This window comes from Streptomyces sp. NPDC029836 (assembly GCF_055574495.1).
In genome coordinates, this window is the sequence record NZ_JBVHZI010000003.1 from 294,532 (window position 1) to 307,248 (window position 12,717).

General features: G+C 73.0%; 14 protein-coding genes. 8 read left to right on the forward strand and 6 right to left on the reverse strand.

Annotated features, from left to right (window positions below; translation table 11 throughout):
* The first annotated feature begins 10 nt into the window (after positions 1-10).
* A complete protein-coding gene (locus ACZ4XJ_RS12210) occupies positions 11-610 on the forward strand; it encodes a transglutaminase-like domain-containing protein (RefSeq protein WP_468496102.1) in 600 nt (199 codons plus the stop codon).
* Here the strand turns inward: ACZ4XJ_RS12210 and ACZ4XJ_RS12215 are convergent.
* Complete coding sequence (locus ACZ4XJ_RS12215; RefSeq protein ID WP_362876575.1) at positions 546-1,781, reverse strand: MFS transporter; 1,236 nt, start codon at positions 1,779-1,781, stop codon at positions 546-548. The genes ACZ4XJ_RS12210 and ACZ4XJ_RS12215 overlap by 65 nt on opposite strands.
* A 97-nt stretch (positions 1,782-1,878) precedes the next feature.
* Between ACZ4XJ_RS12215 and ACZ4XJ_RS12220 the strand changes: the two genes are divergently transcribed.
* Complete coding sequence (locus tag ACZ4XJ_RS12220) at positions 1,879-2,460, forward strand: CGNR zinc finger domain-containing protein (RefSeq protein ID WP_468496103.1); 582 nt, start codon at positions 1,879-1,881, stop codon at positions 2,458-2,460.
* Positions 2,461-2,490: 30 nt separating this feature from the next.
* Here ACZ4XJ_RS12220 and ACZ4XJ_RS12225 read toward each other — a convergent pair whose 3' ends face one another.
* From ACZ4XJ_RS12225 to ACZ4XJ_RS12235, 3 genes are all read right to left on the reverse strand, one after another.
* Positions 2,491-3,273 carry an oxidoreductase gene (locus ACZ4XJ_RS12225; RefSeq protein ID WP_362876577.1) on the reverse strand — a complete coding sequence of 261 codons (783 nt, stop codon included), beginning with the start codon at positions 3,271-3,273 and terminating at the stop codon, positions 2,491-2,493.
* 88 nt (positions 3,274-3,361) lie between these two features.
* The gene (locus ACZ4XJ_RS12230) at positions 3,362-3,940 is read right to left on the reverse strand and encodes a TetR/AcrR family transcriptional regulator (protein WP_468496104.1); all 579 of its coding nucleotides are present in this window, start codon (positions 3,938-3,940) and stop codon (positions 3,362-3,364) included.
* A gap of 136 nt (positions 3,941-4,076) precedes the next feature.
* Complete coding sequence (locus tag ACZ4XJ_RS12235; RefSeq protein ID WP_468496105.1) at positions 4,077-4,799, reverse strand: lysophospholipid acyltransferase family protein; 723 nt, start codon at positions 4,797-4,799, stop codon at positions 4,077-4,079.
* A gap of 242 nt (positions 4,800-5,041) precedes the next feature.
* On the opposite strand from ACZ4XJ_RS12235, the gene ACZ4XJ_RS12240 reads away from it, so the two are divergent.
* The 5 genes from ACZ4XJ_RS12240 (at position 5,042) to ACZ4XJ_RS12260 (ending at position 9,687) form a co-directional block, all read left to right on the forward strand.
* On the forward strand, positions 5,042-5,413 hold the full coding sequence (locus ACZ4XJ_RS12240; RefSeq protein WP_468496106.1) for a thioredoxin family protein: 372 nt from the start codon (positions 5,042-5,044) through the stop codon (positions 5,411-5,413).
* Positions 5,414-5,654: 241 nt separating this feature from the next.
* A complete protein-coding gene (locus ACZ4XJ_RS12245; protein ID WP_468496107.1) occupies positions 5,655-6,203 on the forward strand; it encodes a flavin reductase family protein in 549 nt (182 codons plus the stop codon).
* A gap of 201 nt (positions 6,204-6,404) precedes the next feature.
* The gene (locus tag ACZ4XJ_RS12250) at positions 6,405-7,190 is read left to right on the forward strand and encodes an electron transfer flavoprotein subunit beta/FixA family protein (protein ID WP_362876580.1); all 786 of its coding nucleotides are present in this window, start codon (positions 6,405-6,407) and stop codon (positions 7,188-7,190) included.
* Between the two features lie 59 nt (positions 7,191-7,249).
* On the forward strand, positions 7,250-8,224 hold the full coding sequence (locus ACZ4XJ_RS12255) for an electron transfer flavoprotein subunit alpha/FixB family protein (protein ID WP_362876581.1): 975 nt from the start codon (positions 7,250-7,252) through the stop codon (positions 8,222-8,224).
* A gap of 164 nt (positions 8,225-8,388) precedes the next feature.
* Positions 8,389-9,687 (forward strand): DUF6986 family protein, encoded by a 1,299-nt coding sequence (locus ACZ4XJ_RS12260; RefSeq protein ID WP_362876582.1) that lies wholly within the window; start codon positions 8,389-8,391, stop codon positions 9,685-9,687.
* 69 nt (positions 9,688-9,756) lie between these two features.
* Here ACZ4XJ_RS12260 and ACZ4XJ_RS12265 read toward each other — a convergent pair whose 3' ends face one another.
* Positions 9,757-10,746, reverse strand: a complete 990-nt coding sequence (locus ACZ4XJ_RS12265) for a LacI family DNA-binding transcriptional regulator (RefSeq protein ID WP_362876608.1) — start codon at positions 10,744-10,746, stop codon at positions 9,757-9,759.
* Between the two features lie 197 nt (positions 10,747-10,943).
* On the opposite strand from ACZ4XJ_RS12265, the gene ACZ4XJ_RS12270 reads away from it, so the two are divergent.
* Positions 10,944-11,981 carry an NUDIX hydrolase gene (locus tag ACZ4XJ_RS12270; protein ID WP_468496108.1) on the forward strand — a complete coding sequence of 346 codons (1,038 nt, stop codon included), beginning with the start codon at positions 10,944-10,946 and terminating at the stop codon, positions 11,979-11,981.
* Positions 11,982-11,999: 18 nt separating this feature from the next.
* On the opposite strand, the gene ACZ4XJ_RS12275 is transcribed toward ACZ4XJ_RS12270, so the two are convergent.
* On the reverse strand, positions 12,000-12,701 hold the full coding sequence (locus ACZ4XJ_RS12275) for an MBL fold metallo-hydrolase (protein ID WP_468496109.1): 702 nt from the start codon (positions 12,699-12,701) through the stop codon (positions 12,000-12,002).
* Positions 12,702-12,717 lie beyond the last annotated feature (16 nt).

A 12,717-nucleotide genomic window follows, 5' to 3' on the forward strand; every position in this document is an offset into this window, starting at 1 on the left:
CTCCTGGATCATGGAAATGATCCAGGAGCACTCCGACCTCGACGCCTACCTGGCGGCCGACGAGGCCGTAGACCACGACCACCCCTTCGTCCGGGAGACCGCCGACGCCCTCTGGACGGCCACCGGTGACGACCGGACCTATGCCGAAGTGGCCTTCGGGTTCGTCCGCGACACCGTCGGGCATTCCGCCGACACCGGTGACCAGCGCGTCACCTGGCGGGCCTCCGACACCTTGCGCACGCGCAACGGCATCTGCCTGGCCAAGTCCCACGCCCTCGCCGCGCTCCTGCGCGCCCGGGGCATCCCGGCCGCCCTGTGCTACCAGCGCCTCCTCACCGACGACGGCTCCGCGCACGTGGTCCACGGCCTGATCGCCCTGCGGCTGCCCGGCAGCGCCCGGTGGTCCCGGCTCGACGCCCGCGGCAACAAGCCCGGCGTCGACGCCCGCTTCGACCTGGAGCGGGAGCGGCTCGCCTTCCCCGTGCGCCCCGAACTCGGCGAGATCGACCACCCCGAGCTGTACGCCGCCCCCCACCCCGCCGCCCTCAAGGCGCTCCGGGAGTCCGCCGACCGGACGCAGCTGTGGCGGAACCTGCCCACTGCCCTGTAGCGCATTCCGGTACGGGTCCCCGAGCCGCCACCAGCAGGTGGAGGGCGGCGGCCACGAGCTGGAGCGCCGCGATCCCCAGTAGCAGCGTCCAGGCCGGCGCGGCGGCCGCGAGCCCCACGAGGGCGGCGCCCGCCGAGGCCGCCGTCAGCTTCAACCCCGCACCCAGGGTGAACACCTGCGCCCGCACCCCGTCCGGGGCGTACCGCGCACGGATCCGCAGCGTCGCCGTCAGCAGCGGTCCGTCGCACACCCCGGCCACCGCGAACAGGGCGGCCGTCACCGCCACCGACGGGCTGAACGCGGCCGCCGTCAGGGCCGCCCCGGTCCCCGCCATCGCCCAGCGGGCCAACCGGCCCGGCGCCACGGAGGTGATCCGGCCCAGCGTCAGCGAACCGGTCAGCGCCCCCACCGCGAAGGCCGTCATCAGGACCCCGCCCGCGCCCGGGCTGCCGAGTTCGGTGGCCAGCAGCACCGAGCCCGTGGTCAGCGCGCCGATGCCGACGAAGGCCAGGGTCGTCGCCGAGGTGACGGCGCGCAGCTCCCGGACCCGCCACAGTGCGGAGAGGCCCGCGCCGAGCCCGGCCCGGGGGCCGGCCTGCGGCCGGGCCGCGCCGGAGTCCTCGTACGGCAGGGTCGCGGCCAGCACCACCGCGAGGGCGCCGGAGGTGGTCAACAGGGCCATCGCGGGCCCGGCCGAGGCCAGCGCCGTGATCGTGCCGACGGCGGCGGGGGCCGTGACCGCCGCCGCGTTGTACGTGGACGCGTCCCAGGCGTACGCCCGATCGCGCCCCGGCCCCTCCGCCACCAGCCCCGCGACCAGGCTGGAGAGCCCGCCCGTCACCATCGGCCCGCAGGTTCCCCCGAGCACCGCGACGGCCAGCACCGCCGGCCAGGGGGCCCGCCCCAGCAGCGCGGCGAGCGCGGCCGTCGCGACGGTGAACCCGGCCAGCGCGCCCGCGTGGAACAGCCGAGGCCGCCGGGTCCGCGCGGCGGCGGCGCCCGCGAGGGGAGCCGCCAGTACGTGCGGGGCCAACCAGGCGGTCAGGACGAACGCCCCGTGCGCCGCGCTCCCCGTACGTTCCAGGGCCAGCAGCACCACCGCCATGCCCATGCCCTCCGAGGCGAACCGCGCAGCCAGCGCCGCCCCCAGGTACCTGCCGAACCCGCCCATGATCCCGGACCCCCTCCCGTACCGAACCGCGCCGCGTGTAACGTGTTGCCGCAGCAAGACGTTACGTCACGTGGGTGTACGGCGAAAGGATCCGGCGATGGCGGGCGCACGGAACGGGGGCGGTCCGGCGGGCGAGGGCTTCTCGGCGGCCCGACGGCTGATCGACTGCGCCGAAGCGGTCCGCGCGGCCCCCGCCCTGTCGCGCGACGACCTCGCCGCCCTGCTCGCCCGGCACGGGGAGCACCCGGCCGACCTCACTCCGGAGGCCTTCGGCGCGGCGGACGCGGCCGAACTGCGGGCCGCCGCGCACCGGATGGCCGCCGTCCTAGCCGAGACCGACGAGGACCGTGCCGCGGAGGCGATCAACGCCCTGCTGGACGAGTGCGGCACCCGGCCCCGGCTGACCCGGCACGACGGCCACCCGTGGCACCTCCACGTCGATCGGGGCGCCGGGGCCCACTGGGGCGACTGGTTCCTGGCCTCCGGAGCCCTCGCCCTCGCCCAACTGCTCACCGAACACGGCCGCGTCGTCTGGGGCGCCTGCGCCGCCACGGGCTGCGGGCGGCTCTTCCTCGGCGCCGGCCCCGGCAGCGTCCGCCGCTACTGCTCCACCACCTGCTCCACCCGCGCCCGGGTCGCGGCGCACCGGCGCCGCAGGCGGGCGGAGAGCGCGGGCTGAGGGAGCCCGGCGCACCCCGCCGTGCGCGCCTCACACCGTCTTGATGCCGCCGCCCTCGACGACGTAGTCGGCGCCCGTCACGCTGCCCGCGCGGTCCGAGGCGAGGAAGACGACGACGGACGCGACCTCGTCGGGCTCGACCATGCGGCCGGTGGTCATGCCCATCGCGGCGGGCACCCCCCTCAGGAACGCGCCGTGCTCGACCCCGTTCGACTCGGCGAGGAGGGCGCCGAAGCCGTCCGCGCCCTCCCAGATGGCGGTGCGCGTCGGACCGGGGGAGACGGTGTTCACGCGGACGCCCCGGGGGCCGAACTCCTCGGACAGCGACTTCGTGAACGCGTTGAGGCCGGCCTTCGCCGCGCCGTACTCGATCGGTCCGGTGGCGGGCAGGCGCGCGCACATCGACGAGATGTTCACGATCGACCCGCGCCGCTCAAGGAGGCTCGGCAGCAGCTCCCGGGTGACCCGGACCGTGCCGAACAGGTTGACCTCGAAGCTGTGCGCCCACAGGGCGTCGTCGGTCGCGAGGAACCCGTCGAGGTTGAAGCGGTCACCGCCACCCAGGTTGTTGATCAGGATGTCCACGCCGCCGAGCTCCGTGAGGGCCCGCGCTCCCAACTCCCGCGCGCCGTCCGGCGTGCTCAGGTCGACCGAGACGGGATGGGTGCCGGTCTCCTTCAGCTCGGCGGTGATGGTACGGGCCGCGCCGACCACCCGGACCCCTTCGGCGACCAGTCGCCGAGTAATGGCGAGGCCGACGCCCCGGCCGGCCCCGGTGACGACGGCGGTCTTCCCCGCGAGAGCGAGTTCCACGACGGACTCCTTCAGGATTCTTGAACTACAGGTACAGAACAAGGTCATAAAAAACGGGGCTCCCGGGGGCAGCCCCTTGCCGAGCGTCCTACAGGGCGGCCACCGCCGCGTCCACGACCCGGGTCAGCTGCGAGGCGTCCTGCGCGGTCTTCGCCAGCACGCGCATGCCGATCACCGTCGCGAGCAGCCAGGAGGCCACCGCGGCGGCGTCGCGACCGGCGTCGATCTCGCCCGCGCGCTGACCCTCCTCGACGGTCGCCCGGAAGGCGCCCTCGGTGCGGGCGAACATCCCGCGCACCGTGTCGGTCGTCCAGGGGTCCGAGGGGGTCGACTCGGCAGCGGTGTTGACCGCCATGCAGCCGCGCCGGTCGGGGCCGCCCAGATCGAGCGCGACCAACGCCTCCAGCGCGCCCCGCAGGCGGTCCTTCGCCGGACCCGGGTGGTCGAGGAGCTCCGTCAGCCACGCGGCCTGCGCGTCCCGGTAGCGGGTCAGGGCCCGCTCGAACAGGGCCTGCTTGCTTCCGAAGGCGTGGTAGAGACTGCCCTTGCCGATGCCGATCTCGTCCACGAGATCCTGCGGCGTCGTCGCCGCGTACCCCTTGCGCCAGAACACGTCCATCGCGCGCTCCACCGCCACGTCCGGATCGAACTGCTTCGGCCTGCCCATGGCATGACCGTAGCAGGGTTGTTGACCTTGAGGTCAAATATCTGCCCGCTCATCGGCGATCAAGGGCGGCACGCGGCCGGGGAGGGCCACGCCCGAGAACCTCGGGGCGGGTCCGACCTCCCGAGCGGGGACAGGCTCAGCCGGCTTCCTTCACCTGCGCCGCCGTCGGGGCGGTGCCGCCCAGGTGGGCCGGCAGCCACCAGGAGTCCTCGGTACCGGCCGGCTTGGCCGGGTAGGCGCGCTGCGCGGCGTCCAGCAGCTCCTGCACCCGCTCGCGCACCCGGCGCGTGATCGCCCCGGCGTACTGGTCGGCCGGGGCCTCGATGGGCTCGCCGATCCGCATCGTCACCGGGATGTGGCTGCGCTTGAGGTTCTTCGGGCGGCCCTTGGTCCACAGCCGCTGCGTGCCCCACAGCGCCACCGGGATCAGCGGGACGCCGGCCTCCTGGGCCATCCGCGCCGCACCCGACTTGAAGCTCTTGAGCGTGAACGACTGGGAGATCGTCGCCTCCGGGAACACCCCGATGATCTCGCCGGCCCGCAGGGAGTCCAGGGCGTGCTGGTACGCGGACTCACCCTGGGCGCGGTCCACCGGGATGTGCTTCATGGCGCGCATCAGCGGACCGGACACCTTGTGCCGGAACACCGACTCCTTGGCCATGAACCGCACCAGGCGCTTCTGCGGCCGCGCCGTGAGGCCCGCGAAGATGAAGTCGAGGTAGCCGATGTGGTTCGACACCAGGACCGCCCCGCCCTGGCGCGGGATGTTCTCGGTGCCCTTCATGTCGATGCGGATGTCCAGCGCACGGAAGAGGGTGTGCGCGGCGCCGATCACTGGGGGATAGACGAGCTCAGCCATGGTGGGGAGACCCCGCTTTCTGCCTGGGGAGGTGCTCCCGGCCGGAAGTTACGGAAGCGTAGGTACGCGACCTTGGGGGGATCGTGCCCGAAACGCGGCCCGCTGGCCAGCCCAGACGGCCCCGCCCGGAGAGATTCTCGTCACGCGGGGAATGCCGCATGCGGGCCGGGTGCTGGGACAAGGGATTCGCCCGGCTCCGGCCGGGCGGTACGAACATACGGACAGGGTGGACAGGAGTACGCGTGCACGGGCACGGAGTGGACGACCGGGACGGCGACGGACGGCCGCCCGCCGGTCGGGGGCCGGGAGGACCCCTGGGCGTGGCCGAACTGGGCCGGCAACCGGGGGAGCGGGCCAGCCTGGTCCAGTTCTCCACCGCGTTCTGCCAGCCCTGCCGGGCCACCCGGCGGATCCTCGCCGAGGTCGCCGCCCTGGTTCCGGGGGTCGCCCACATCGAGATCGACGCCGAGCGGAACCTGGACCTGGTCCGCGCCCTCGGCATCGTGAAGACCCCGACCGTGCTCGTGCTGGACGCATCCGGGCGCGTGGTCCGCCGCGCCGAGGGGATGCCCCGCAAGGCCGACGTGATCGCCGCCCTCGGTGCGGCGGTCTGACGGGTGCGCCGGTGCGTGCGCCCGTACGGAGCGTGACGCGCCTGACATCTGACCGATCCGGCTTGACTGTGTACACGTGAGATCGTCAGGCTGACGACATGCGGTATGAACTCCTGCTTTACGGGCGGGTCCACGTGGACCTCGTCCGCCACGCGAGCGCGCGCTGTTGGGATCACTGACGACTCCGGCCCCCCGATCCCCGACTGCGCCCGCGATTCCCGCGGCAGAAGGAAGTATTCCGATGACGGCCCCGACCGCCCCGACGGCTCCCGTGTCCTCGTCCGCGCCCCTCGGCCCCGACCGCTCCGGCCTGCCCGGCTCGCCCGAACTGCTGCGTTCCGTCTTCCGCCGCCACGCCGCAGGTGTCGCGGTGATCACCGCGGACCTCGACGGCCGGCCCGCCGGATTCACCGCCACCTCCCTCAACTCGGTGTCCGCCGATCCGCCGCTGCTCTCCTTCACGATCGGCACCGGCTCCTCCAGCTGGCCCGCCGTGAGGGACTCCGACCACCTCGGTGTGCACATACTCGGCGAGCACCAGCGGGAGTTGGCCGGCCTCTTCGCGACGAGCGGCGCCGACCGCTTCGGCCGGGGCACCGGCTGGGTCGAGGGCCCGCACGGGGTCCCGTTGCTGGACGGGGTGCTGGCCTGGCTGGTGTGCCGGGTGGTGGCGAGGGTGCCCGCGGGCGCCCACCGTGTGATCATCGCGGAAGCGGTGGCCGGGGATCCGGCCGGGGAGGGCCGTCCGCTGCTCTACCACCAAGGAAGCTTCAACGCGTTGCGGGACTGAATCGTCCCTGTTGGGGCGGGTCGGGGCGGCGTTGTCAAGGTCACAGTTCGGTGGCCTTGCACCTGGCCGGGACCCGGGGTGTACTGGCGAGTAACATCCCCATCGGAGCGCGGGCCGCCCCGACCGGGATCCGCCCGACATGGCGCCTATGCTGCCTGCACAAGGCGGTACCAAAAATGACGATGCGGTAGGAGAGCCGGCGTGAGCCTGAGGATCGTTGTCTGTGTGAAGTACGTGCCCGACGCCACCGGCGACCGGCAGTTCACCGAGGACCTGACCGTCAACCGTGACGACGTCGACGGCCTGCTGTCGGAGCTCGACGAGTACGCCGTCGAGCAGGCGCTGCAGATCGCCGACGAGGCGGACGACGCGGAGATCACCGTTCTGACCGTGGGTCCCGAGGACGCCAAGGACGCGCTGCGCAAGGCGCTGTCGATGGGCGCCGACAAGGCGATCCACGTCGAGGACGACGACCTGCACGGCTCCGACATCATGGGCACCTCGCTCGTGCTGGCCAAGGCCGTCGAGAAGGCCGGCTACGACCTGGTCATCACGGGCATGGCCTCGACCGACGGCGTCATGGGCGTCCTGCCGGCCATCCTGGCCGAGCGCCTGGGCATCCCGCAGGTCACCCTGCTCTCCGAGGTCAAGGTCGCGGACGGTGTCGTGACCGGCCGTCGCGACGGTGACTCCGCGAGCGAGCAGCTGGAGGCCTCCCTCCCCGCGCTCGTCTCGGTGACGGACCAGTCGGGCGAGGCCCGCTACCCGTCCTTCAAGGGCATCATGGCCGCCAAGAAGAAGCCGGTGGAGTCCTGGGACCTGTCGGACCTGGACCTGGAGGCCGAAGAGGTCGGTCTGGAAGGCGCCTGGACCGCGGTCGACTCCGCGACCCAGCGTCCCGCCCGCACCGCCGGCACGGTCGTCAAGGACGAGGGCGAGGGCGGCAAGCAGCTGGCCGAGTTCCTGGCCGGCCAGAAGTTCATCTAAGAACTCCGGCCATCCCCTCTTAGCCCCCAGACACTTCGCAATCGCAGGAGAGCAGTCCCATGGCTGAAGTTCTCGTCTTCGTCGACCACGCGGACGGTGCCGTCCGCAAGCCCACCCTCGAGCTGCTGACGCTGGCCCGCCGCATCGGCGAGCCCGTCGCCGTCGCGCTGGGTGCCGGCGCCGCCGACACCGCCGCGGTGCTCGCCGAGCACGGCGCCGTCAAGGTCCTCACCGCCGACGCCCCCGAGTTCACCGAGTACCTCGTGGTGCCGAAGGTGGACGCGCTGCAGGCCGCCTACGAGTCGGTGTCCGCCGCGGGCTCCCTGGCCGCCGTGCTCATCCCGTCCTCCGCCGAGGGCAAGGAGATCGCCGCGCGCCTCGCCGTGCGCATCGGCTCCGGCATCATCACCGACGCCGTCGACCTTGAGGCCGGTGACGAGGGTCCGGTCGCGACGCAGGCCGCCTTCGCCGCGTCGTTCACCACCAAGTCCCGCGTGTCCAAGGGCACCCCGGTCATCACCGTGAAGCCGAACTCGGCCCCGGTCGAGGCCGCCCCGGCCGCCGGCGCCGTCGAGGCGCTCGCCGTCACCTTCGGCGCCCTGGCCACCGGCACCAAGATCACCTCGCGCACCCCGCGCGAGTCCACCGGTCGCCCCGAGCTGACCGAGGCCGCGATCGTCGTCTCCGGCGGTCGCGGCGTCAACGGCGCCGAGAACTTCGGCATCATCGAGGCCCTCGCGGACTCCCTCGGTGCGGCCGTCGGTGCCTCGCGCGCCGCCGTGGACGCGGGCTGGTACCCGCACACCAACCAGGTCGGCCAGACCGGCAAGTCGGTCTCGCCGCAGCTGTACATCGCCTCCGGAATCTCCGGCGCGATCCAGCACCGCGCGGGCATGCAAACCTCGAAGACCATCGTCGCCATCAACAAGGACGCCGAGGCCCCGATCTTCGACCTCGTCGACTACGGCGTCGTCGGCGACCTCTTCGCGGTCGTCCCCCAGCTGACCGAGCAGATCCAGGCCCGTAAGGGCTGACCTGCGGGGCAAGTCGCCTCCGGGGCCGTGTGGTGTTTGTCACCGCACGGCCCCGAGTCGTTTCCCGCTCCGGGCGGAGGGACCATTGACGGAGCGGAACCCCGTGATTAAATTCTGCTATGCGGATCTAAGATTCCGTGAAGCGGAAAAGAGGAGAGTGCACGATGGGTCAGCAGGAGAAGGTGGCGACGAGCCTCGCAGGCGCGGTCAGCGAGGGCATCAGCGCTTCCCTCGCGCCGGTGGACGCGGAACTCGCGCGGCACTACCCGGGCGACCCCGGCACCCGTCAGCCCATCCACACCGTCTACGTACCCGGTGACGTCTTCGCCGCCGACACCATCCGCTCCTGGGGCGACCAGGCCCTCGCCGCCCTCGACGAGCACGCCCCGGACGCCGCGACCTTCGCCAAGGTGCTCGGCATCTCCGACGAGCTGGCCGTACCGGTCTACGACCGCGTCCGCGCCAAGCTGGCGAGCGAGCCCATCGAGGACCTCCGCGTCGACTTCGAGGACGGCTTCGGCGTCCGCTCCGACGAGGAGGAGGACCAGGCCGCGGCCCGCGCCGCCCGCCTCGTCTCCGAAGCCTTCGCCAACGGCACGAACGCCCCGTACATGGGCGTCCGCATGAAGTGCATGGAGTCCAACGTCCGCGACCGCGGCATCCGCACCACGGACATCTTCCTGTCCGGGCTGCTCGCGCACGGCGGCCTGCCCGAGGGCCTCGTCCTGACCCTGCCCAAGGTCACCTACGCCGAGCAGGTCAGCGCCTTCGTCAAGCTGCTGGAGGCCTTCGAGATCACCCGCGGCCTGCGCCCGGGCCGGATCGGCTTCGAGATCCAGATCGAGACCAGCCAGTCGATCGTCGCCTCCGACGGCACCGCCACCGTCGCCCGGATGATCGAGGCCGCCAAGGGCCGCGCCACCGGCCTGCACTACGGCACCTTCGACTACAGCGCCTGCGTCGGCGTCTCCGCCGCGTACCAGTCCAGCGACCACCCGGCCGCCGACCACGCCAAGGCGATCATGCAGGTCGCGGCCGCCGGTACCGGCGTACGCGTCTCGGACGGCTCGACGAACGTCCTGCCCATCGGCACCACCGAGCACGTCCACGAGGCCTGGAAGCTGCACTACGGCCTCACCCGCCGCGCCCTGGCCCGCGCCTACTACCAGGGCTGGGACATGCACCCGGCGCACCTGCCGACCCGCTACGCGGCCGTGTTCACCTTCTACCGGGAGGGCCTGGAGACCGCCGCGGCCCGCCTGAAGGCGTACGTCGCCAAGATCGAGGGCGACGTCATGGACGAGCCCGCCACCGCCAAGGCCCTGGCCGGCTACCTCGTCCGCGGTCTCGACTGCGGCGCCGTCGGCGCCGAGGAGGTCACGGCCCTGACCGGCCTGACCCGCGCCGAACTGGACGCCTTCGCCATCCCGCGCCGATCGGCGACGCTCACGGCGACCGCCTGATCCGCACCCGCGACGACGTACGGCCCGCTCGGGGATCCCCGAGCGGGCCGTACCCGCGCGTGCCGGGCGTCAGCCGGTCGCGGGGGGCAGCTCGCCCGAGCCGCGGGGGATCAGGCGGGTCGGCAGCTCGATGCGGGCCGGCGCCAGGCCCGCGCCCGCAAGCCGCTGGAACAGCCGGTCCGTCGCCACCCGGCCCAGAGCGGCGGCGTCCTGGGCGACGACCGTGACGCCGGGATCCAGCAGGTCGGCCAGCTCGAAGTCGTCGAAGCCGACCAGCGCCACCTTGCCGGGCCGCGCCGCGAGGACCCGTACCAGGGTGACGGTCACCCGGTTGTTCCCGGCGAACAGGGCGGTCACCGCGTCGGGGCCGCTCAGCATCGCCCCGGCCGCCGCCGACACCCGCTCCGGGGAGGTGGAACCCAGGGAGACCCAGGACGCCGGCACCGGCAGACCGGCCCGGTCCATGGCCTCGTGGTAGCCGCGCAACCGCTCCGTGGCCGTGTGGATGCGGGGGTGGTCGCCGATGAAGCCGATCCGGCGGTGCCCGCCCGCGATCAGGTGGGCCACGCCGTCGCGGGCGCCGCCGAAGCTGTCCGACAGCACGACGTCGGCGTCGATCCGGCCGGCCGGCCGGTCCACGAACACGGTCGCGACGCCCGCCCGGATCTCCGGCTCCAGGTACCGGTGGTCGTCCCCGGCCGGGATCACGATCAGGCCGTCGACCCGGCGGGCGCACAACGCGAGCGCCAACTCCCGTTCCCGGTCCGGGTCCTCGGCACTGGAACCGTTGATGAGCAGCGCGCCGTGCGTGCGGGCCACCTCTTCGACTGCCCGGTTGAGGGGGCCGTAGAACGGGTCCGCGAGGTCTTCGAGAACCAGACCCACGGTCGCCGTACGGCCCTTGCGGAGCACGCGCGCACTGTCGTTGCGGCGAAAGCCCAGCGCCTCGATGGCCTCCTGGACCCGCCTCTCGGTGTCGGGCGTCACCCCGGGCTCACCGTTGACGACCCGTGAGACCGTCTTCAGGCCCACGCCCGCCCGGGCCGCCACGTCCTTCATGGTCGGCCGGTTGCCGTAGCGGAGGTCGGACGGTTGACGGGTGTGGGGCACGGTGGGGGAACCTCCGGTTGCGGGGCGGTCTGACAGGGCTCTGACCTTGAGGATAAGCACTCCGGCGACGAGCGGGTTTCCATGGCAGGGTGGGGCGGGCAAGCCACTGGGGGCTACGGAGGCGAGCCATCGGGAGAGGGGTAGACGTGATTGTCTGGATCAACGGCACGTTCAGTGCCGGGAAGACCAGCACGGGCCGCGAACTGGCCGGACTGCTGCCGGACAGCGCCCTGTTCGACCCGGAGCTCATCGGTGACGCGCTGCGGCTGCTGCTGCCGCGCGAACGCCTCGCGGAGGTGACCGATTACCAGGACCTACCCAGTTGGCGGCGGCTGGTCGTCGACACGGCCGCCGCGATGCTCGCGGAGCTCGGGGGCGTGCTGGTGGTGCCGATGACCCTGCTCCGGCAGGACTACCGCGACGAGATCTTCGGGGCCCTGGCGGCCCGGCGCATTCCCGTACGGCACATCCTGCTCGCCCCAGAGGAAACGATCCTGCGCGAGCGCATCGCGACCCGTCGGGAACCGGGCGACCCCGAGGTGGTGGACGTCCGGGTCCGGCAGTGGGCGTACGACCACATCCCCGCCTACCAGGAAGCGCTGGGCTGGCTGACGGCCGACGCCCACGTCATCGACAACGGGCGGCTGACCGTACGGGAGACGGCCGAGCGGATCGCCGAGGCCGTGCGGACGGACAGGGCCGGTCTCTGCGACATCGTGCAGACGCCGGAGCCGACGCGCGAGACCGTGGCGGCCGGGGTCCTGCTCTTCGACGACCAGGACCGGGTCCTCCTGGTCGACCCGACGTACAAGCCGGGCTGGGAGTTTCCCGGCGGAGTCGTCGAAGCCGGCGAGGCGCCCGGCCGCGCGGGCGTCCGGGAGGTCGCCGAGGAACTCGGCCTGGAACTCCACGAAGCCCCGCCCCTGCTGGTCGTCGACTGGGAACCGCCGCAGCGGCCGGCGTACGGGGGAATGCGGCTGCTGTTCGACGGCGGAGCGCTGACCCCGCCGCAGATCAAGGCGTTGCGTCTGCCCGGCCCCGAACTGCGGGCCTGGCGCTTCGTCACCGAGGCGGAGGCCGCCGGGCTGCTGCCGCCGCAGCGCTACGAGCGGCTGCGGTGGGCGCTGCGGGCCCGCGAAGGCGCCCGCCCCCTGTACCTGGAGGCGGGCCGCCCGACGCCGTGAGAGGTGTCCCGCTGGCTTTCAGCCCGCGACGGGCACGGCTTCGGCGGCGCTCCGCAGCGTCGCCGCCGTGTCCGTCAGCCAGGGGTCGCCGTGACCGAAGCAGGCCACGGCCGGGTCCAGCGCGGCCAACCGCCGGAACGAGGAGACGGCCTGCTCCCGGTCGACGTTGAAGACGCCGAGCATCACCTGCCCCACCGCCGCGACGCAATCACCCGTGAACAGCACCCCGTACTCGGGGAGGTGGACGCCGATGCTGCCCGGCGTGTGGCCGGGGGAGTGGACGACGACCGCCCCGCCGCCGAAGGGCAGGACCTCGCCGTCCTCCAACTCCCGGTCCACCGGGGTCGGCGGGGCCTCGGGAACGGTCAGTCCGTGCGCGTACAGCGGCAACTCCCAGTCCAGCAGGACCGGTTCCGGGACCGGCCGCTCGCCGCGGACCACGGGGGCGTCCAGCCGGTGCGCCAGTACCTCAGCCCCCCAGCGGGCGGCGAGTTCACCGGCCGCGCCGACGTGGTCCCGGTGACAGTGGGTCAGCACGATCCGCTCCAGACCCTCGGGCCGCAGGCCCAGGGCCCGTATCGCCCCCTCGATCGCGGAGGCCGAATCGACGTGACCGGCGTCGATCAGGGTGAGGGCTTCACCGTCCTGCCAGAGGTAGGCCTGGCCGATCGGGAAGCGGAGCATGTGGAGCCGGGCCGGGAGCACTTCTACGAGATCCATGCGTCGAACGTAAGGA